Annotated in this window: 17 protein-coding genes; 12 read left to right on the forward strand and 5 right to left on the reverse strand. The window is 63.2% G+C overall.

Translation table 11 applies throughout. The features are described 5' to 3' along the window. Positions 1-7: 7 nt before the first annotated feature. On the forward strand, positions 8-1930 hold the full coding sequence (locus ACE103_RS28895) for an NAD(P)-binding domain-containing protein (RefSeq protein WP_375775828.1): 1923 nt from the start codon (positions 8-10) through the stop codon (positions 1928-1930). Between the two features lie 502 nt (positions 1931-2432). Continuing rightward, positions 2433-3062 (forward strand): 2-hydroxychromene-2-carboxylate isomerase, encoded by a 630-nt coding sequence (locus tag ACE103_RS28900; protein WP_375781202.1) that lies wholly within the window; start codon positions 2433-2435, stop codon positions 3060-3062. 39 nt (positions 3063-3101) lie between these two features. On the opposite strand, the gene ACE103_RS28905 is transcribed toward ACE103_RS28900, so the two are convergent. Beyond that, positions 3102-4112, reverse strand: coding sequence for a glutathione S-transferase N-terminal domain-containing protein (locus ACE103_RS28905; protein ID WP_375775829.1), 1011 nt, complete (start codon positions 4110-4112; stop codon positions 3102-3104). Continuing rightward, complete coding sequence (locus ACE103_RS28910) at positions 4109-5605, reverse strand: M81 family metallopeptidase (RefSeq protein WP_375775830.1); 1497 nt, start codon at positions 5603-5605, stop codon at positions 4109-4111. The genes ACE103_RS28905 and ACE103_RS28910 overlap by 4 nt, the downstream gene beginning before the upstream one ends. A gap of 189 nt (positions 5606-5794) precedes the next feature. On the opposite strand from ACE103_RS28910, the gene ACE103_RS28915 reads away from it, so the two are divergent. The 7 genes from ACE103_RS28915 to ACE103_RS28945 all read left to right on the forward strand — a co-directional run bounded on the left by ACE103_RS28915 (position 5795) and on the right by ACE103_RS28945 (position 13501). Beyond that, positions 5795-6589: a class II aldolase/adducin family protein gene (locus ACE103_RS28915; protein ID WP_375775831.1), complete on the forward strand. Its 795-nt coding sequence runs from the start codon at positions 5795-5797 to the stop codon at positions 6587-6589. 112 nt (positions 6590-6701) lie between these two features. Continuing rightward, positions 6702-7640: a GAF domain-containing protein gene (locus tag ACE103_RS28920; protein WP_375775832.1), complete on the forward strand. Its 939-nt coding sequence runs from the start codon at positions 6702-6704 to the stop codon at positions 7638-7640. A gap of 403 nt (positions 7641-8043) precedes the next feature. Next, positions 8044-9633, forward strand: a complete 1590-nt coding sequence (locus ACE103_RS28925) for an ABC transporter substrate-binding protein (protein WP_375775833.1) — start codon at positions 8044-8046, stop codon at positions 9631-9633. A gap of 60 nt (positions 9634-9693) precedes the next feature. Then, entirely contained in the window at positions 9694-10629 is a 936-nt protein-coding gene (locus tag ACE103_RS28930) for an ABC transporter permease (RefSeq protein ID WP_375775834.1), read from the forward strand. A gap of 67 nt (positions 10630-10696) precedes the next feature. Next, positions 10697-11518 (forward strand): ABC transporter permease, encoded by an 822-nt coding sequence (locus ACE103_RS28935; protein WP_223968980.1) that lies wholly within the window; start codon positions 10697-10699, stop codon positions 11516-11518. Beyond that, the gene (locus ACE103_RS28940; protein WP_375775835.1) at positions 11515-12495 is read left to right on the forward strand and encodes an ABC transporter ATP-binding protein; all 981 of its coding nucleotides are present in this window, start codon (positions 11515-11517) and stop codon (positions 12493-12495) included. Before ACE103_RS28935 ends, ACE103_RS28940 begins: the two co-directional genes overlap by 4 nt. Continuing rightward, positions 12488-13501: an ABC transporter ATP-binding protein gene (locus tag ACE103_RS28945; protein ID WP_375775836.1), complete on the forward strand. Its 1014-nt coding sequence runs from the start codon at positions 12488-12490 to the stop codon at positions 13499-13501. The genes ACE103_RS28940 and ACE103_RS28945 overlap by 8 nt, the downstream gene beginning before the upstream one ends. On the opposite strand, the gene ACE103_RS28950 is transcribed toward ACE103_RS28945, so the two are convergent. Continuing rightward, entirely contained in the window at positions 13486-14118 is a 633-nt protein-coding gene (locus ACE103_RS28950; RefSeq protein ID WP_375775837.1) for an invasion associated locus B family protein, read from the reverse strand. The genes ACE103_RS28945 and ACE103_RS28950 overlap by 16 nt on opposite strands. Positions 14119-14584: 466 nt before the next feature. On the opposite strand from ACE103_RS28950, the gene ACE103_RS28955 reads away from it, so the two are divergent. Continuing rightward, a complete protein-coding gene (locus ACE103_RS28955; protein WP_375775838.1) occupies positions 14585-15049 on the forward strand; it encodes a GNAT family N-acetyltransferase in 465 nt (154 codons plus the stop codon). A gap of 37 nt (positions 15050-15086) precedes the next feature. Then, a complete protein-coding gene (locus ACE103_RS28960) occupies positions 15087-16121 on the forward strand; it encodes an AI-2E family transporter (RefSeq protein WP_375775839.1) in 1035 nt (344 codons plus the stop codon). Here the strand turns inward: ACE103_RS28960 and ACE103_RS28965 are convergent. Continuing rightward, complete coding sequence (locus ACE103_RS28965; RefSeq protein ID WP_375775840.1) at positions 16118-17836, reverse strand: metallophosphoesterase family protein; 1719 nt, start codon at positions 17834-17836, stop codon at positions 16118-16120. The two genes, ACE103_RS28960 and ACE103_RS28965, sit on opposite strands and share 4 nt — an antisense overlap. Before the next feature lie 49 nt (positions 17837-17885). After that, entirely contained in the window at positions 17886-19028 is a 1143-nt protein-coding gene (locus ACE103_RS28970) for an epoxide hydrolase family protein (protein WP_375775841.1), read from the reverse strand. Here ACE103_RS28970 and ACE103_RS28975 point away from each other — a divergent pair. Next, the gene (locus tag ACE103_RS28975) at positions 19015-19764 is read left to right on the forward strand and encodes a hypothetical protein (protein WP_375775842.1); all 750 of its coding nucleotides are present in this window, start codon (positions 19015-19017) and stop codon (positions 19762-19764) included. The two genes, ACE103_RS28970 and ACE103_RS28975, sit on opposite strands and share 14 nt — an antisense overlap. The last annotated feature ends 3 nt before the right edge of the window (positions 19765-19767 follow it).

Below are 19767 nucleotides of genomic sequence, written 5' to 3' on the forward strand. Positions count from 1 at the left end.
ACAACGCATGAATATCGAGCTTTCGCGCCAACACCTCGATCTGTCCTCCGCCATCGCCGAAGGCGACATCCGCGTGCTGCTGATGGTGCTGGTGCACATGACCGGCGACGAGAAGTGGCTCGAGCCGCCTTACAAGCCGAAGCGCGACGTCCGTCTGATCCCCGATCCGGACGCCGGCGTGCCGAAGGAGATCCAGGACGAGATCCGCGCCGCCGTGCTGAACTTGTTCGCGAACGAAACGCCTACGCCCGTCATCACCGATCCCGGCGACGAGCTGATGCTGCGGATGATGCGCGCGACGCTCGGCGAGCACGTCGCGCCGGAATATGCGCCGCTGATGCGGGAAGAGATGGGATTCGTTCCCCGCGACGCGCGCTGGCGCGCGCGCCCCTCCGAGGCGAGGCTTGGGCAACAGCATGTGCTGATCGTCGGCGCCGGGGTCTGCGCGATCGCGCTCGGCGTTGCGCTCGGGCGGCTCGGCATTCCCTACACCATCGTCGAGAAGCAGGACGAGATCGGCGGCACTTGGTACGTCAACCGCTATCCCGGCTGCGGCGTCGATACGCCGAACCACTCCTATTCCTTCTCGTTCGGCGCCCGCAACCCGTGGACCCGCTACTTCGCGCAGCGCCAGGAACTGCTCGACTACCTGCTCAAGGTCGTGCGCGAATACGACATCCGCAGGCACGTACGTCTCAGCACTGAGCTCGTCGCTTCGCGCTGGGATGAAGCCAAGCGCCGCTGGATCTCGACGCTGAAGACCGCGAACGGTGAAGAGACCTTCGAGTCCACCGCGCTGGTCAGCGCGATCGGGCAACTCAACGATCCCTCGCCTGCGTCTTTCAAGGGAGACAGCGATTTCACCGGCCTGAAGGTTCATTCGGCGCTGTGGTCCGACGACATCGAGCTCGACGGCAAGCATGTCGCCGTGATCGGCACCGGTGCGACCGCGATGCAGCTGGTGCCGTCGATCGCCGACCGCGTCGCCTCGGTCACTGTCTACCAGCGCACCGCGCAGTGGGCGCGGCCGGTGAAGGGCTATTCCGACCCGATCACCGAGGGCGCGCAGTGGCTGCTCGCCCATCTGCCGTTTTATGTGCAGTGGTACCGCTTCAACATGTTCTGGCGCTACGGCGACGGGCTGCTGCCGTTCCTTCGCAAAGACCCGGCCTGGCCTCATCCGGACCGCGCCGTCAACAAGGGCAACGACCGGCACCGCCAGGAGCTCGCCGACTTCATCCTCTCCGAGCTGAAGGATCGCCCTGATTTGATCGAGAAGTGCATGCCGACCTATCCGCCCTACGGCAAGCGCATCCTGCTCGACAACAACTGGTTCAAGACGCTGACCCGTCCGAATGTCGAGCTGGTCACCGACAAGATCGATCATTTCGCGACTGGTGGAATCGTCACAGCCGACGGCACATCGCGGCCGCACGACGTCATCGTGATCTCGACCGGCTTCAAGGTGTCGGAGATGGCGGCGCGTCTCAACATCACCGGGCGCGACGGCATGAACCTCAAGCAGGCCTGGTGCGACGACAATCCAACCGCCTATCTCGGCCTCACCGTGCCTGACTTTCCCAATCTGTTTCTGATGCTCGGCCCCAACTCGGGGCCTGCGCATGGTGGCAGCGTGATCTTCCAGTCGGAATGCCAGAGCCGCTACATCTCCGCCTGCCTCGTCGAGATGATCGAGAACGATATCGCTGCGATCGATGTGCATCCCGACGCGCATGACGAATACATCCGCAACGTCGATGCCGAACATGAGCAGTTGATCTGGACACATCCGGGCATGACAACCTACTACCGCAACAGAAGCGGGCGCGTGTTCTCGGCAATGCCGTGGCGGTTCGTCGACTACTGGAAAATGACGCACGATCCGGACTTCACGCAGTATCGAAAGACCAAGGCGCGACAGGAAAGCTGACCTGAAATACCCCGCTCGTTAACTTGACAGCAGGCGATATCTGCCGCAGCATTTCGCCGACTGCACCTGTTGGGGTGCGGGAGCGCCTGCTCCCCGCGTCGCAGGAATTGGCGGACGATTTTGGAATCGGCCGCCAGGCAGATAAGCGGACAGAGGTCCGTCGGCCCACCCTTGGAGAGGAGCATGACGCCACCGGCGAAAGCCAGCGACCTTGCTCGGCAAGGTCTCGGTGCACGTTGAGGCGAACAGCAGCTGCTAGCCGCGTGCACTGCCGACAATCTGAACATATCCGCAGGACGAGAGCGCAAAGGCCAAGCGCTTTTAGGTCCCGAAACACCACTGGTCTACACCAGAGATCCTTCGCTAAAACGAAGTAGCAGGGCCCCGCGATGCTTGAGTGCACCGGGGCCCATTCGTTTGCGCGCCGTCTCCCCTTCGTCGCACCACATTGCGTCATCGCGCGGGATCGGGAACAATTGTCCCGACAGGGTGAGGAACGATGATCGTAAAGCCGCGCGTACGCATCTACACCGACTACAAGTCTCCCTATGCCTATGTCGCCAACAGGCGGCTGTTCGAGCTCGAGGAGACCCTTGACGTCGAGCTGGAGTGGCTTCCGTACACGCTTCGCATTCCCGAATTCATGGGCACGGTCGAGGCGCGCACGCCGCACTTCTGGCGCAAGGTGCGTTACTCCTACATGGATGCGCGACGGTTCGCCAACGCGCAGGGACTGACCATGAAAGGCCCGCGCCGGATCTATGACGCGTTCTACTCGAGCGCCGGGATGCTGTTCGCGCAGCGCCACGGGCTGTTCCGGCCCTATCATGACACGGTGTTCCGGAGGTTCTGGAACCACGAGCTGGAGATCGACGAATTGTCAGAGATTGCCGGCGTGATCGCAGCGATCGGCGGTTCCACCGAGGCATTCGAAACCTATGTTCGCGGCCCTGCTCGTGCGGAACACGACCGCATCATCGACGAAGCGGAAGCGCTCGGCGTGTTCGGCGTGCCCAGCATGGTGTTCAACGGCGAGCTGTTCTGGGGCGGCGATCGCATCGACATGCTGGTCGAGCGGATCAGGCATCCGGAATCGGTCGCGGTCGCGCTCGGGAGCAGGCACCGGACCTGAGCTCACGCCGTTTTGAACCTGGTCGCCGTCCGCGATCGATCAGCCACCATTCAGGATCGCCCAGCATCCGGTGCGTTCCAGCACGGGCTTCAACGCCGCGCGATCGCCGGCATCCAGCGCGGCAAGCTTCTCGCGCAACTGCTGCAGGCACTTGACCTGATATTTGAACGGCGCCAGCGCGTAAGGCAGTCCCCAGACACTGATCTCTAGCCGCTCGAGGCCTTTCGCGAATGCATCGGCATTGGCGGCAAGGAACGGCAGATAAAGCTCGCCCGCAATCCGCAGCAGCGCTTCGGCAAACCCGCCAAGCGCCTGCTCGCGCGGATACCAGGTGCCTTCGACACCGGACGCATCATCGAGCCGCCGCACCCAGTGATCGGTGAACGGCGCGCGCTCGCGCATGATCCGCATCGGGGTCGGGTCGGTTGCCATCTCGCTGAGCTGGCCAAACCAGGCGAAATCCGCCAGCGATGGCCGGCTGCCGAACAGATAATTCGTCATGCCGACATGCGGCTCGAACGCCGCAAGCGTCCGGCGATAGCTCTCCTCCAGCAGCGGCCGGTTCTCCTCGGTGGCGCCGAGAATGACCATGCGCGAAATCTGCCGCTGCCGGAATTCCTCGATCTCCGCGCGGCTGCCGGCCGCGGCCTCCGACGTCGACCACTCCTCGCCGGCCCAGCGCGAGACATAGGCCTGATCTTCCGGATCCCACCATCGATAGAGAAACAACGGCTTCACCGCCCATTCGTCGGCGAGATCCTCGAGGAGATCGCAGACGAAGGCTGTGGCCTTGTCCTCCGGGATCACCGACCGCCCCTGGTGACGCGCTTCCAGATCGTAGGCCAACGTCGTGCTCTCGCCGCGGTAGCTGCCGTCGGAATATTGCAGCACCGGGATCAGCATCGGCTTCAAATGCGCGGTCACCGCGCGCAGCGCCTTGGTCATGATCACCCAGTCGTGCGGGATCCGTCGGTAGCGCAGCAGCGCCCGCAACTTGATCGCATAGGGCGACGCGGTCGATCCGATCAGGCGATAGCGGCCCTCTGTCATGACGACGCCTCCGGGAATGGGGGATTGCCGTACGGGTAGAACCGCGTGAGGTCGACGTTCCTGTAAGGCAGCTTGTCCAGCCGCGTGGTGCCGAGGAACGCCTGGTCCGGCTCGACCAGCAGGATCGTCTTGGCAAAGCCGTTGTCGTCGAAGCCACGCCGGAAATGCACCCGCGACTTGATCGCCATCACATCGAAGCTGCCGATGTCAGGCACCAGCGCCTTCAGCGAGAACGGCTCCATGACCTGCACCAGATAGGTGGAGAGGATCAGCGCATTGTTGCGGCCGAAACGCACGCAGACCCAGAACTGCCCGTATCCGTCACCCGCTGCCGAAATCGTGCCCTGAATCCGGACCGGATCGCCCGCCGACTCGTCGGCGCGGCCGCCGATCTCCATGTCGAAGGCATCGCCGGCCTTGGCGCCGGCCGCCTTCAGGCTTGCCGTCGCCCTGGCATCGGCAATCGTAGCGATCACCGTGTTGGCGAGGTCCTGCGCGATGATCTCGCGGAGCAGCCAGGTTGCCGATCCCGAACGGTCGCTGTGATCGGCCAGCACCGCCGGCGTGTTGCCATTGGCAACCGCCTGCTTGGCCAATGCGACGCCCTCGGCAATGCTGTGCAGTTTCGTCGATTGCAGCAGCGCCTCGCGCAGCCGCCAGATCGTACCGGCGAGATCGCGCGCGACCTGCTCCGCGAGCTTTGGATTGTCGTTGGTCAGGACCTGCACGGTCATGCCGACGTCGGGAACATCGGCGAACGGAAAGCCGAAGAAGATGTTGACGTAGACGTCGACCTCGCGGGCCTCCCACACCAGCGCGCGCTGCACGAGATCCATCCAGGGACACGCGCCGGTCCATTGCAGCACGGTCGGCGAGATCACCGGAACCTTGATGGTCTTATGCGCCGGTCTGTAGTCGCCGCGGATCGCCCGCACCAGCATGCGCGCCGCCCGTTCGCCCTGCAGATGCGCGTCATAGTGAGGAAAATATTTGACGGCGAACGCCATGTCCGCCTGTTCGAGGAACGCCTCGTCCTCATTGCCGTGAGGGTCGAAGGTGGCGGCGATGAACGCGGAACGGCCGACCACCTCGCGGACCTGCCGCGCCAGATCTGCCTCCGGCCGCGGCACGTCGCGCACGGCCATCGCACCGTGCAGGCACAGATAGACCCCGTCGAACGGCCCCTCCTCCTTCAGCCCGGCAATCATCTTGCCGACGAATGTCCGGTAGGCTTCCTGGGTGATCCAGCCCGATCCGGTGTAGGTCTTCGGCCAGAGCGGGGATTCGATGCCGACCAGTTCGACCTCGGAGAACTCGCGCGCCACCTGCACGAAGCCGCCCATGTAGTTCTTGGGATCGAACTGCAGCAGCGCCTCGCCTTTGGCCGGCGAGCCCGGATAGATGAAGTCGTCGAGCGTGGTCTCGTTCGGCAGGAACGAGACGGTTTCGTGGGAAAAATGCAGGACGGCAATACGAATCTTGCGTTCGCTCATTTTTGTGCGCCTCGGCCATTTTTCCGCATCCTGACATCGAAGGCGCGGTGCGCCAATGCCGCATTCGGTTTTTGCCCGCCAGACCTGCAAATTAGCAGACGCGCCGCCGCTTGCCGCCGTGCCGATTCTGCTATGGTCCACACCAACAATCGGGCCTCGGCCCCGCAGATGTCTCAAGGAGAGAACGCCATGAATCCGCCCGTCAGCTCACCCGCGATCAAGGTCGTGAAATCCGTTCGCGACCAGGTGAGCGCCGAGGAGTGGCAAGCTCGCGTCGATCTCGCCGCCTGCTATCGCCTCACGGCGATGTACGGCATGACCGAGATGATCGCGAACCACATCTCCTGCCGCGTGCCCGGCACCACTGACCAGTTTCTGATCAATGCCTACGGCATGCTGTATGAGGAGATCGACGCCTCCAGCCTGATCAAGGTCGACGTCGAGGGCAATACGCTGCTCAACGCCACCGACTATGACGTCAACGTCGCGGGCTTCGTCATTCACAGCGCCATCCACATGGCCAAGCACGACATGGACTGCGTCGCGCACACCCACACCCCCGCTGGCATGGCGGTGTCCGCGATGGAATGCGGCCTGCTGCCGCTGGCACAGACCTCGATGCGCTTCCTGCACATCGCCTATCACGACTTCGAGGGCATCGCCGACAATGTCGACGAGCGCGAACGGCTGGTGCGCGACCTCGGCGACAACGAGGCGATGATCCTGCGCAACCATGGCCTCTTGGTTGTCGGCCGCACCGTGCCTGCTGCCTTCAACGTGCTGTTCCGCCTCGAGCGCGCTTGCCAGACCCAGGTGATGGCGCTGTCCTGCAACACCAAGCTGATCTATCCGCCGCGAAACATCCTCGAAGACACCTATGAGCGGATGCTGCCCAAACCCGGCCGCGCCGCGCGCAATGGCGAACTCGCCTGGCCGGCGCTGCTGCGCAAGCTCGATCGCGCCGATCCGTCCTATCGAGACTGAGGCAAAATCGCGCCTTCGCATCAACTTTGGGCGTCGCTTGCCCGCTATTTGAGCGCACATTTTGCCGTGACATCGCCGATGCTAGAAGTCGGCGAGACGGCAGGTGCGTGCGATGAAGACCTTCATTCGCGTTGTTGAACTGTGGGTGCCCGATCCAACACGGACGCGGCTCGAATTCGGCGGCAGCCTGCACAACTCCGAGTTCGCGGAGTTCAACGCGGTCAGCGAGAGCGCGCTGTTCGCCTATGACGAGGGCCTTCCCGGCAAGGCCTGGGCGAGCGGCCATCCGGTCATCCTGACCGAATTCGCCAACTCCTATTTCAAGCGAACCGACGAGGCGCGCGAGGCCGGCCTGACCTGCGCCGTCGCGCTTCCGGTGTTCGCCGGCGAATTCCTGATGGCGGTGATGGTGCTGCTCTGCGGTGACGACAGGAAGCATGTCGGGGCGATCGAACTCTGGCACAACGATCCCGACAAATCCCACGAGATGGCGCTGGTCGACGGCTACTACGGCACCGCCGACATGTTCGAATTCAACTCGCGTCACACCAAATTCCCGCGCGGCTTCGGCTTGCCCGGCCGGACCTGGAAGGCCGGCATGCCGCTGATCATCAAGGATCTGCACAACTCCAAGGGATTCCTGCGCTGGGAGGACGCATCCGAGATCGGCATCAATTGCGGCGTCGGCATCCCCTACACGACCGGCGACCAGACCTGGGTGGTGACATTCCTGTCGGCCCAGGCGACGCCGATCGCGCGCCGGTTCGAGATCTGGGTGCCGAACGAAGAGCGGTCGGCGCTGGTGTTTCACTCTGGCGATTGCAGCGAGCAGTACGATCTCGCCACGCTCTATGCGACAAAGACAATCGGCCGCGGCGAAGGCTCTATCGGCGGCGCATGGGCCACCGGCATGCCCGCGCTCACCGAGCATCTGAAGCAGGATGAAACGATCGCGGCTACCCTGGCGCGCAGCTCCGGCATGAACCAGGTGGTCGCGCTGCCGGTGATCGAAAACGCCCGGCTCAAGGCGGTGCTGGCCTGGTATTTGTAGTTGTCGTGTTTGCAACTGTCACCTCCCCGACATTCGTCGTCCCGGCGAGAATGCGTGCGAGGCCGCCCTGCGACTGTCATGCGGTCCGGAACCCTGGCTCCGCGATTTCCGGACGAAAGCCGAAATCCGTTCAATCGCAACTGCTTATGTGCTCGCGCAAGTTGCAGCCAAGGTTCGGCGCCCGCCCGGTGAGAGCCCTCCTCCCGCCTATTCCGTCTGGCGCGTGTCTTTAGGTCAGCCCGTCGGAGCCACTCGGAGCAGGCGCTCATCACGCACCACGCATCGCGGCGACACAAATTATTTTGGTGCCGGTCGCCATCGACACCACGTGAGGACCTTGCGCTGGACGTGCTGCCGATGATCAACTCGCAGTTCGGAATGTTCCTGCGCCGTTGGGGGAAGCATGAAGTTCAAGATGATTGCGATCGCGGTTGGCCTCGGGCTCGCACTCGCCGCCTCGGCGGAGGCCCAGACACCGCGCAAGGGCGGGACCATTCGCATGACGGCGCCCTACGGCTCCAGCTTCACCAGCATGGACATCCACACGACACCGCGCGCCCAGGACGAGATCTACGCCAAGGCCCTGCACCGCTCGCTCTATATCTGGGACTCGACCGAGGGCAAGCCAGTGCTGGAACTTGCCAAGGAGGTCACGGTCTCGGGCGGGGGTCTCATTCATACCTTCAAGCTGCGCGACGACGCCTATTTCCACAACGGCCGCAAGATGACGGCCGACGACATCATCTGGTCCTACAATCGCATCATGGACGGCACCAAGGCCTATCCTGGCGCGCGCTTTGTCCGCATGATCGAGGGCGCGGCCGAGGTCGAGAAGGGCCAGGCCAAGGAAATCTCCGGCCTGAAGAAGATCGACGACTTCACCCTCGAAATGAAGCTGACCGAGAAAGTCGATCCCGCCTTCTATTTCTTCACCGCGCTGACCTCGATCTATCCTGCCGATGAGGGCGGGAAGGAAAGCTTCCTCCAGAAGCCGATCGGTCTTGGTCCATTCAAATTCGTCGAGCACGTGCCGGGATCGCGCATCGTGCTAGAACGCTGGGACCGTTTCTACAAACCCGGCAAGCCGTATGCCGACAAGATCGTGGTATCGCTGATGGGCGAAGCCGCGGCACGCGATGTCGCCTTCCGCAACAAGGAGATCGACACCTCGGTGCTTGGGCCGGCACAGTATGTCGCCTATCAGGCCGATCCCAACCTCAAGGGCACCATCGTCGAGGTCGCCGAGGTCTTCACCCGCTACATGGGGATGAATCCCGCGTTCAAGCCCTTCTCCGACAAGCGGGTTCGGCAGGCCGTCAACTACGCGATCGATGCCGATCTGATCATCAACAAGCTGGTCAAGGGCAAGGCCTATCGCGCCACGAGTTGGCTGCCCTTGACCTCGCCGGCATACGACAAGGCCATGAAGCCCTACCCCTACGATCCAGCGAAGGCGAAGCAATTGCTTGCGGATGCGGGTTATCCTAACGGCTTTGAATTCGAATGGACCACCAGCCAGAACGAAAGCTGGGGCCTGCCGATCGTCGAAGCCGCGATCCCGATGCTGGACAAGGTGGGCATCAAGGTCAAGGTCAAGCAGGTCGAGACCGCGGTGCTGGCGGAGGTCATTCGCAAGGGCGACTTCCAGGCCTTCATCTATTCCCAAGCGACCGGCCCGGATCCGCAGGCGGCGCTCAAATGCTTCCATTCGGCGACGCCGCAATCGGCCTGCAACTACACGACTTTCAAGAACCCGGACTTCGACAAGATGATCGATGCAGCCGGACAGACCGACGACCCCGCAAAGCGCGTCCAGCTGCTGCAGAAGGCCAACGCGCTGCTCCAGGAGGAAGCGCCGATCTGGTTCTTCAACTACAACAAGGCTGTCATGGCGGTGCAGCCCTGGCTCAAGGGAATCCAGCTGGACGCAACGGAACTGACCCATCAAAACGTCGAAGACCTCTGGGTCGACGACACCTCGCCGGCGAAGTGACAGCTGCCATCGCTCTCCCTCCATCATGCGAAATGTTGGAGGGGATGAGGAAAACGTCCAATGCTCTCCTTCGCGATCCGTCGAGTCCTGCAAACCATTCCGACCGTGCTGGCCGTCGTGCTGCTGATCTTTGTGCTGTTCAGCATCGTACCGGGCAGCATCGCGTCGAGCATGGGCGATGACGGCCGGGGTCCGACAGACCCGCAGGTCGTGGAACGCATGAAAAAGCAGCTCGGCCTCGACGATCCCGTCTACGTGCGCTTCGGCTCCTATATTGCCAAGCTCATGACGGGTGATTTCGGGACCTCGTTCCGGACCCGCGAGCCGGTCACGACCATGGTTGCCAAACGGATGTGGCCAACGCTGCAGCTGATCTTCGCAGCGCTGGCGTTCGCGATTGCGGTCGGCGTACCGCTCGGTTTCATCGCCGCACTGAAGCCAGGCAGCATCGTCGACACGCTCTCGATGGTCCTGGCGGTGTCCGGCCTCTCGATGGCCAAATTCTGGCTCGGGCTGCTGCTGATGTATCTGTTTGCATTGAAGCTCGGCTGGCTTCCCAGTTTCGGCTATGGCGATGGCAGTCTCAAATATCTGCTCTTGCCTGCCGTGACCCTCGGTGTCTCGCCGATGGCGCTGCTGGCGCGGACGACGCGGGCAGCGGTGCTCGAGATCATGACCGCGGATTTTGTCCGGACGGCGCGCTCGAAGGGGATGAGCGAGACCCGGGTCGTGACGTGGCACGTGATGCGCAATGCCCTCGTCATCATTCTCACGGCGATCGGCCTGCAATTCGGCGTCGTGATGGGCCAAGCCGTCGTCGTCGAGAAACTGTTTTCCTGGCCGGGCATCGGCTCGCTGCTGGTCGACAGCGTCCTGCAGCGCGACATTCCAGCCGTCCAGGGCACCATTCTCGTGGTGGTGCTGTTCTTCCTCACCGTCAATACACTGGTTGATCTGCTCTACGGCGTGATCGATCCCAGGATCAGATACGCATGAACGGCCGCCAGTCTCACCACGCCGGCGCACGCTCGACCGTGCAAATTGTTACGGCGGAGCGGTCGCGATGAAGCTTGGAACCAGCGCCATCATCGGCGGGTTGCTGTTCGCGCTTGCGATCTTCGTCGGCCTGTTCGCGCCCTGGCTCGCACATACAGATCCGGTGATGGGCGCCAACCTCATGAATGCGGAAGAACCGCCGAGCTGGATCTGGTGGTTCGGTACCGATGCGCAGGGTCGCGATATCTATTCCCGTGTCGTGCACGGCGCGCGCATCTCGCTGACGGTCGGCATCGTCTCGCAACTCGTCAATAGTGTGATCGGCGTGACGCTGGGCCTGACCGCGGGCTATTGGGGCGGCTGGTGGGACGATGTCGTCAACGGGCTGACCAATCTGATGCTCGCCATCCCCTCCCTGATCTTTGCACTGGCCATCATGGCGGTGCTTGGACCCGGCCTGACGAGCTTGCTGATCGCGCTCGGATTGACCAATTGGTCCTTCACCTGCCGGATCGCACGCGCCTCGACGCTGTCGCTCAAGAGCCAGGGCTATGTGCAGGCTGCGCGCGTGCTCGGCTATGGAGATTTGCGCATCATGATCACGCAGCTGCTCCCGAACATGGTCGGCCCCATCATTGTCATCGGCACGCTCGGCATGGGCGGTGCGGTCCTGGCAGAGGCCTCGCTTTCGTTCCTCGGCCTCGGCATCCGTCCACCCTATCCGAGCTGGGGCAGCATGCTGTCGGAGGCCCGCGACCAGATCACCACGGCGCCGTGGCTGTCGGTGTTTCCGGGCCTCGCCATCTTCCTGACGGTGCTCGGCCTCAACCTGCTTGGCGACGGCTTGCGTGACGTTCTCGATCCGCAATCGCGGAGCCGGCGTGCATGACGGCTCCTCCGCTGATCGAAGTTGAGGACTTGCGCATCGATCTCGACGACGGCGCCAAGCATGTTGCGGCGGTTGAGGGCGTTTCATTCCGCATCGATCGCGGCGAGACATTCGGCCTTGTCGGCGAGTCCGGCTGCGGCAAAAGCATTACGGCTCTCGCCTTGATCGGCCTGCTGCGCCGGCCGCTCTCGGTCGCCGCCGGCGCCATCCGTTTCGAGGGCCGCGAGATTCAGGGGCTTTCCACGGCCGAGCAGCGGGCGCTGCGCGGCAACCGCATCGCCATGATCTTTCAGGAGCCGATGACGGCGCTCAATCCGGTCTCGCCGGTCGGCCGGCAGATCGCAGAGATGTTCGTGCTGCACAAGGGCAAGAGCTGGCGCGAGGCAAACCGGCTGGCGGTTGAGGCGCTGGCGAACGTGCGCGTCCCGGCACCGGAGCGGCGGGTGAAGGATTACCCGCACCAGCTTTCGGGCGGCATGCGCCAACGCGTGATGATCGCCATCGCGTTGGCATGCGATCCGGATCTTCTGATCGCCGACGAGCCGACCACCGCGCTCGACGTGACGGTGCAGGCGGAGATCATCGAGCTGATGCGCAATCTGTGCGCCGAGCGAGGCACGGCGATCCTGATGATCAGCCACGATCTGGGCCTGGTCGCCAATGTCTGCCGCCGCGTCGGCGTCATGTATGCCGGTCGCATTGTCGAGGAACGCGGCTCGGACGACATCTTCCGGGCCTGCGCGCATCCCTACACGCAAGGCCTGGTCGATTCGCTGCCGCGGCTGGGCAGCCGCGCAGCACTCGGCCGGTCGCGGCTCCGCGAGATTGCCGGCGTTGTCCCGGCGATCGCGGACTTTCCGAGCGGTTGCCGCTTCAATCCGCGTTGCGCGCAGGCGACCGAGATCTGCCGGACCACCGCACCGGAGACGACATGGCTCGGTGCAGGCGGCCTCGTCAGGTGCCACCACCATGCATGAACCCGCGGCGAGGCCCGGCGACGATGTCATCCTCAGCGTGGAGGATCTCGCGGTGCATTTTCCACTCGGTGGCGGCTTGCTGGGTGGCGGCCAGCGGCTGCTGCGTGCGGTCGACGGCATCGATCTCGAACTGAAGCGCGGTGAGTGCCTCGGTCTGGTCGGCGAATCCGGCTGCGGCAAGTCGACCGTCGCCCTTTCGCTGCTCGGGCTGCTGACGCCGACACGCGGCAGGATCGTGCTCGACGGGCACGTCGTGACGGGCCAGCGATCGGTCGATCGAAAGCTGCTGGCCCGTACCGCCCAGATGGTGTTTCAGGATCCCTACGCCTCGCTCAATCCACGGCAGACCGTTCGCCGCACGCTGGAAGACCCGCTGCGGCTGCACGGCGTGACCGCCCAAAGCGAGATCGACGGACGCATTGCCGCCATGCTCAGACATGTCGGCTTGCGGCCCGAGCAGGCCGGGCGCTACCCGCATGAATTCTCGGGTGGCCAGCGCCAGCGCATCGGCATCGCCCGTGCGCTGATCCTCAATCCCAAGATCGTCATCTGCGACGAACCGGTCTCGGCGCTCGATGTCTCGATCCGTGCCCAGATCATCAATCTGCTGCTGGAGTTGAAGGAGAGTCTCGGCCTCTCCTACATCATGATCAGCCACGACCTCGGCGTGGTCGAGCACATGAGCGACAGGGTCGCGGTTATGTATCTCGGCCGCATTGTGGAGACCGGCGGCTGGCGCGAGATCTTCGAACGGCCGGCGCACCCGTATACACAGACCCTGATCGCCGCCATTCCCGATCCACTACGCCGCGCACCGCTCGCGACGACAAGGGGCGAGCTTCCCAATCCGCTCAATCCGCCGGACGGATGTGCATTCAGTCCACGCTGCCGCTACGCCGAAGCGGTGTGCCAGCGCGAGCCCGGGCCTTCGCTTCAAACGCGCGCCGACGGGCACGCGGTCCGGTGCTGGCGCGCTGACGAGATTGCCGGTCAACCTCCAAGCTGAATGGTGCGTTCCAGCGCAGCGGCGAAGCCGTTGAGGGGGGCATTGAAGACGACAGCCTGTCCGTTGCCGATGTTCTGCGCGGCGACGGTGAGCATTTTGCCCTTGCTGATGGTGTCGGTCCCAACCGTGGGAAAGGAAACCGGAAGCAAACAGCCTTGTGCGGTGCAGGTGGAGAATCGGGTCTGCTCCAGATCCTTGCCGTCGAGCTTGAGGACGGCCCCGGCGTCGAACTTCAGCCCGAACGGCATCAAGATGTTGCCTTCGGCCTTTCCGTCCCTCGGAATCAGTTCGATGGCGAAGATTTGCTGATTGGTCTCCTTGGAGGTCTGTGTCTGCCCCAGGGTGCAGAGCTTGGCACCGCCATCGAGCAGGCATTTGACGATCCAGTCTCCGTAGGTCTCGCTGACCGAGGAAGCGCCCTTGGGAAGCTGGACGGGGCGGACCACGCCCTCCATCGCGGACGTCTGGCTCCTTGTGTCGATCGGAATAGAGACCGTGCCCCCGCTGACATCCGATTTATCAGAGGTTCGAGCGGCCTGCGCCGAACCGATGCCGGCCATGACGATGAGAGCTGCGATCGCCCGAAGACGTCTGTCTGTTGCGCTGACTCTCACCATGCCTTCGCTCCGCCTCTTTACGTCTCGAAACCGACCTGCCATTTCGTGGGCATAATTCCCACGTATGTGAGATACGTGTACTTGGGGAGCCGCCGACATGCAAGAGACTATCGCCGCCGCCGTGATTGTTGCGATTGTTGCATTCTGTGGCGGGTATTTCTGGGCCGTTGCGCGCGAAGCCAGGATCGCGAACAAGCAACGGCGGAAATAAGCGGTGCTCGACGGTCCGTACTGCGGCAATCTATCGCGACAGATCCGTCATTCCGGGCTCGCGAAGCGAGAACCCGGAATCGATTCATCCCCAAAGCCAGCGGCCCGATGGATTCCGGGCTCGTGCTTCGCACGCCCCGGAATGACGAGGCCGACCCGTGTCATGGCTGGATTAACCAACCGTTACGCAGCTAACCCGCCCCACCCTTCCTCCCGTGATTTGCCCGCGGGCCGCGTTTTCAACTAAGGTCGCGGGATGGACATGCTCGTCAAGCTCTACGCCCTGCCCGATTCCCGGCCTGCCTATGATCGATTGCTCAAGGCCGGAGTTGTTATGCGCCGTGCGCTCGCGCCCGAAAAGCACAAGGTGGTGGCCTGGGTGCGGGAAACGTTCAGCGAGGCGTGGGCCAGCGAAACCGAGGTCGCGTTCAGCCGCCAGCCGGTCTCCTGCTTCATCGCGGTCCAGCAAAAGAAGATCGTGGGATTCGCCTGCCATGACGCGGCCTGCCGCAACTTCTTCGGCCCGACCGGCGTCGCACCGAAGGCGCAGCAGGGCGGCATCGGCAAAGCACTGCTGTTCGCCTGTCTCGAGGACATGAAACACCAGGGCTTCGGCTACGCCATCATCGGCGGCGTCGGGCCGGCAGAATTCTATTCGAAGGCCGTCGGCGCGGTGGCCATCGAAGGCTCTGCGCCGGGGATTTATCGGGGATTGCTGTAGCTGCCCCGCAAGGTCACGGAGGTCGGATAACCCAAGGATGGCTAGCGGGTTGAAGATCACGACCGGCATCATCGCCGCGGTGCTGGTCACTGCGGCGGTAGCTCAGGCACGCAGTGTGCTCGCTCCGCTCGCGGCCGCCCTGTTCATCATTGCGATCGTCTGGCCCATTCAGGAACGGCTTCAGTCGTGGCTGCCGAAACTCCTCGCGCTCGCCATCACGGTCGTTGTGACGACCGCGACCTGCGCCGCGTTTGCCTCACTGGCGGCGTGGGGATTCGGCCGCGTCGGGCGCTACCTGATAGCGGATGCGGCGCGGTATCAGGCCTTCTACGACGCCGCGGTGATCTGGCTGGATGGCCATGGCGTCTCCTTCGCCGGCCTTTGGGCAGAGCATTTCAATGTCGGCTGGCTGCTGCGCACCACGCAATTCGTCACGGGCCGCATCAACACCACGTTGAGCTTCTGGCTCATCGCGCTGGTCTATGTTGTGCTCGGGCTTCTCGAGGTCGAAGACGCGGGTCGACGAATCCGGCGGCTGGAGAACCGCACGGCTGCGCGCGTGCTGCTCAAGGGCAGCGAGGCGACGGCCGCCAAGTTCCGGAAATATATGCTGGTGCGGACGCAGATGAGCGCGGTCACGGGTCTCTTGGTCGGCCTGTTCGCTGCCGTGACCGGACTGCCTTTCGCATTCGAATGGGGCGTGATCGCATTTGTCCTTAACTACATTCCTTTCATCGGCCCTTTCATCGCGACCCTGTTCCCCACCCTGCTGGCCATGACGCAGTTCGAGAGTTGGCCCGCGGTGTTTGGTGTCTTCGCCTGCCTCAACGTCATCCAGTTCGTGGTCGGCAGCTACATCGAACCGCGGGTCGCCGGCTCGACGTTGTCGATCTCGCCGTTCCTTGTGCTGTTTGCGATCTTCTTCTGGAGCTCGCTTTGGGGCCTGTTCGGGACTTTCATCGGCGTGCCAATCACGCTCGCTATTCTGACCTTCTGCGCCGAGAGCCCATCGGCCGCCTGGATCGCCGATCTGTTCGGCGGATCGCATGAAGATAAGCCGGGAACATCCTAGCTTTTGGCAATTTCCACCCGCTCGGGCTCCGCGAGGCAGAGATTCCCGTCCGGCCCGACCGTCATTCTATGGATGTAAAAATAGGTGACTGCATCATGGGCGCCCATCACCGGCGACGGGGCCGAGACGATCTTCGACGCACCACATGTACCGATCCAATCGATATGACGGTGACCGTGCATCACGACCGAACGATCGGAAAACTTTTGCAACCTGCGCACAAACCAGCTGCCGTTGATCAAGGCCGTCCCGATGCGCTCGGCGAAGGTCTTCACCGGCATGGGATATTCCATCAAGTGATGATGTAGCGCGATGGTCCAGTACGCCGTCGGAAAATGACGGATCGCAGCCTCCAATCGCCGCGTTTGCGCTTCCGAAACCAATCCGAGCGCGTTGGTGAAGGAGAAGTGAGTTTCGGCATTGGAGTTGAGAATGGCGATCCCTAAGCCGCCGTCCTGGTCCGGCGGCAGGATCATTGGAAACTGATCATCGAACAAGCCGCGGAGCGCAGCTGCGCGGCGCACGCCGCCGTGCTGCGCAAATTGCGTTATCCGATCATGATACGGCGCCAGCGCCTGGTTCAGCGTCACCGATGGTTTGCCGGAACCGCCGATGACGCGGACGCGATCGCCCTGGACAGCCGCGATCGCCGACAGGGTACGCATCTGCCGTAGCCGCTTGCCTGGGCTGAACGGCAGGTCGAGGCGCGCGGGATTGGCGCGGTCCACGACGTTAACGTCATGATTTCCCGGAAGCATGACGACGCGTGCGGCGAGTTCGGGATGACTTGCCAATGCATCAAGAAATTCAGCCCATTCGCCGGGCCGGCCGGCATCCGTCATGTCGCCGCTGATCAGCACGTGGTCGAGCGGATCAACAGCGTGAATTTCGGCAAGCCTCGCCAGCACGCGATTGAAGCGTTCGTTTCCCTGCGGACCAGCCGTCCCGCTTTCGATGCGGAAGCCGTATCGCTCGCCGACCACGTGGAGATCGGACAGATGTGCAAGGCGCCAGAAGCGGCCTCCGGGTGGCGTCGCGTCGAACGCGGCAAGATCAGCCGGTTGGTCCATACTGGCGTCGGCCACGCTCCAGGCCAGCGATGCGACTGCAAGATAGCAGGACACCAGCACCACAGCGTTCGCGAACGTCGGCATCACAAGACGATGGATCAGAACTAGGTCGTTGATGGTCGCAGTCCATTGCGAAGCAGGCCAAGCCAGGGCCGCGACCAATGCCGCACCTGCAGCGAGCAGTATGCCAGCACCGACAGAGCAGCCACGGCGCAGCCTCATGCGAGAGGCAGGAGTTGCGCCGGTGCGCCAGAGCAGCTCCGCCAGATGGCCCAGCGCCTCGCGCGCGAACGCGTAGCTCGGTTGGACCGCGAGCGCGTTGAGCGACCAAAAGCTGGTTTCCACGATTTGAACCAGCGGTCGCCCGCCGAGCCATCCTAACGCCGCGATCGCAACCAGCGCCAGCACGGCGCCCACTTCGGACAGTGCAAGAACATGTTGCGAAAGGCTCGAAATCCAGGCGGACACGACCAGCGGCGCAAGGCCGAGCAGCACGCCCGGAAGCAGGATCGAAATTGTCCAGGCAAATAGCAGTTTCGCCGGGCTTATCTCGACGAGAAGGCTGCCCACGATCGCGAACAACGACCGCTGCTCGGGGCTGGCGGCATTGTCCTCAAAGTCGCCGTCGCGGGGGTCCAGCAGCACGCCGACGTCCCTCCGTTGGGTTTCGCTTCGCTCTACCTATTCTACACGGCTAGCGCAGCTTCCCGAAAAACTCGCGCACTTCGCCAACGAACAGCTCGGGCTGCTCGAACGCGGAGAAATGTCCGCCCTTCGGCATCTCGTGCCAGTGCCGGATATTGGTGAAATTCGTCTCCATCCATTTGCGGACCGGCGTAACGATCTCCTTGGGAAATACCGCAACGCCGGTCGGCACGCTCACCTTGTGCGGGGTTCGCTTGCCGGGCCCAAAGCTTTCCCAATAGAGCCGCGCCGACGATGCGGCCGTCTCGGTCACCCAGTACAGCATGACGTTGTCGAGCAGTTCGTCACGGCTGAGGATGTTTTCCGGATGCCCGTCGCAGTCGGTCCAGGCCCAGAACTTCTCCAGGATCCAGGCCGCCTGCCCGCTCGGCGAATCCGTCAGGGCGTAACCAAGCGTCTGCGGCCGGGTGGACTGCTGCTTGGAATAGCCAGAATCCCAGTCGGCATAGTATTTGATGCCGTTGAGTGCCCGCGTTTCCTCCGGCGTCGGCTGCCCTTCGACATTGGGCCGGGTCGACATTGCAAGCGTGATATGAATACCGGCGCAATGCGCCGCATCCTGCCCGCCGATCGCGGTGGTGACCGCGGAACCCCAGTCGCCGCCTTGCGCGAAATACCTGGTGTAGCCTAGCCGCTGCATCAGGACGGCCCAGGTCGTGGCGATGTGATCGACGCCCCAGCCCGTTGCAGCCGGCTTGGCCGAGAAGCCGAAGCCCGGCAAGGACGGACACACCACATGGAAGGCATCGGCCGCGCTGCCGCCGTATGCCGTCGGATCGGTCAGCGGTTCGATCACCTTGTGGAATTCGACCACCGACCCCGGCCAGCCATGGGTGATGATCAATGGCCGCGCCTCGGGATGCCTCGAGCGGGCATGGATGAAGTGGATGTCGAGCCCGTCGATTTCGGTCGTGAACTGGCTGAAGCGATTGAGCTGGGCCTCGCGCTGCCGCCAATCATAGGTCTCGGCCCAATACTGGCAGACCTCCTTGATCCATTTCAGCGGCGCGCCCTGGCTCCAATCGTCGACCAGCTCGGCCTCTGGCCAGCGGGTCCGGCGCAGCCGGCTGCGGAGATCCTCAAGGACACCGTCACTGACGGCGATGCGGAACGGGCTGATGGCGGTATTCATGGCGTCTCCCCGGGATGCAGAGCTTTCCGGAGAAGATAGGCGCGCGCGGGCCGCCGATCAAACCCGCGCCGTGCCATTCGCGAGCCATCGATTGCAGCGGTATCGGGCCCGCGTGCCAGACATCGGCAAGGGCACGGCTGCGGCTACCCTGTCGGTCTGCATAAACCCTGCACGACAAACCGCGAACTCTGCACGACAAAATCCACCATCGGCGCCGCCATGTTGCTACGACAGCGGACGCGATCGATCGAACCGACATGAATCGCGAAAGATCGAAGCACTCATGTCGCAACGCAGGGAGCTGGATGTGGCACTCTACCTGACGAGCATCATGAACGCGCAAGACGTTCTGTTGAAGCTGGGCGTGCCGCTTGTCGTCATGTTCGTGTCGGGGTGGATCATCATCAGGGCTTGGGTGAACAGGCCCGGCGTCGATTCGTCAGGGTTCTCGCCGGCAGCGTCGTCGGCCCTGTTTGGCCCTGTTCTCCTCGTCATGTACTTTCTCCTGCTGCAATCCACGCAGGAAGGCCTTGCCGCTCACGCGGAGCTTATCATTTTATACGGCGCGATTTTCGCACCGACATTTCTTCTGCTGCTTCCATTCGGAATCACCTCCCTCGTGAGGGTGCGTCGACGCAGCGCACCGCTCGGCAATGGCCTGTTATGCAGCGCATTCGCGGTCTGGCCGATCCTGCAGGTGGTGTGGATGTGTCTGCTGTTTGGAGAGTGGGAATAGCGT

Origin of the sequence: Bradyrhizobium sp. ma5 (assembly GCF_042258955.1) — a bacterium.
GTDB lineage: Bacteria > Pseudomonadota > Alphaproteobacteria > Rhizobiales > Xanthobacteraceae > Bradyrhizobium.

Bases quoted from the DNA above. Each gene is read 5' to 3' on its own strand.
- ACE103_RS28895 (WP_375775828.1), top strand. From the start codon at position 8: ATGAATATCGAGCTTTCGCGCCAACACCTCGATCTGTCCTCCGCCATC.
- ACE103_RS28905 (WP_375775829.1), bottom strand. From the start codon at position 4,112: ATGACAGAGGGCCGCTATCGCCTGATCGGATCGACCGCGTCGCCCTAT.
- ACE103_RS28910 (WP_375775830.1), bottom strand. From the start codon at position 5,605: ATGAGCGAACGCAAGATTCGTATTGCCGTCCTGCATTTTTCCCACGAA.
- ACE103_RS28915 (WP_375775831.1), top strand. From the start codon at position 5,795: ATGAATCCGCCCGTCAGCTCACCCGCGATCAAGGTCGTGAAATCCGTT.
- ACE103_RS28920 (WP_375775832.1), top strand. From the start codon at position 6,702: ATGAAGACCTTCATTCGCGTTGTTGAACTGTGGGTGCCCGATCCAACA.
- ACE103_RS28925 (WP_375775833.1), top strand. From the start codon at position 8,044: ATGAAGTTCAAGATGATTGCGATCGCGGTTGGCCTCGGGCTCGCACTC.
- ACE103_RS28930 (WP_375775834.1), top strand. From the start codon at position 9,694: ATGCTCTCCTTCGCGATCCGTCGAGTCCTGCAAACCATTCCGACCGTG.
- ACE103_RS28935 (WP_223968980.1), top strand. From the start codon at position 10,697: ATGAAGCTTGGAACCAGCGCCATCATCGGCGGGTTGCTGTTCGCGCTT.
- ACE103_RS28940 (WP_375775835.1), top strand. From the start codon at position 11,515: ATGACGGCTCCTCCGCTGATCGAAGTTGAGGACTTGCGCATCGATCTC.
- ACE103_RS28945 (WP_375775836.1), top strand. From the start codon at position 12,488: ATGCATGAACCCGCGGCGAGGCCCGGCGACGATGTCATCCTCAGCGTG.
- ACE103_RS28950 (WP_375775837.1), bottom strand. From the start codon at position 14,118: ATGGTGAGAGTCAGCGCAACAGACAGACGTCTTCGGGCGATCGCAGCT.
- ACE103_RS28955 (WP_375775838.1), top strand. From the start codon at position 14,585: ATGGACATGCTCGTCAAGCTCTACGCCCTGCCCGATTCCCGGCCTGCC.
- ACE103_RS28960 (WP_375775839.1), top strand. From the start codon at position 15,087: ATGGCTAGCGGGTTGAAGATCACGACCGGCATCATCGCCGCGGTGCTG.
- ACE103_RS28975 (WP_375775842.1), top strand. From the start codon at position 19,015: ATGGCGGTATTCATGGCGTCTCCCCGGGATGCAGAGCTTTCCGGAGAA.
- ACE103_RS28970 (WP_375775841.1), bottom strand. From the start codon at position 19,028: ATGAATACCGCCATCAGCCCGTTCCGCATCGCCGTCAGTGACGGTGTC.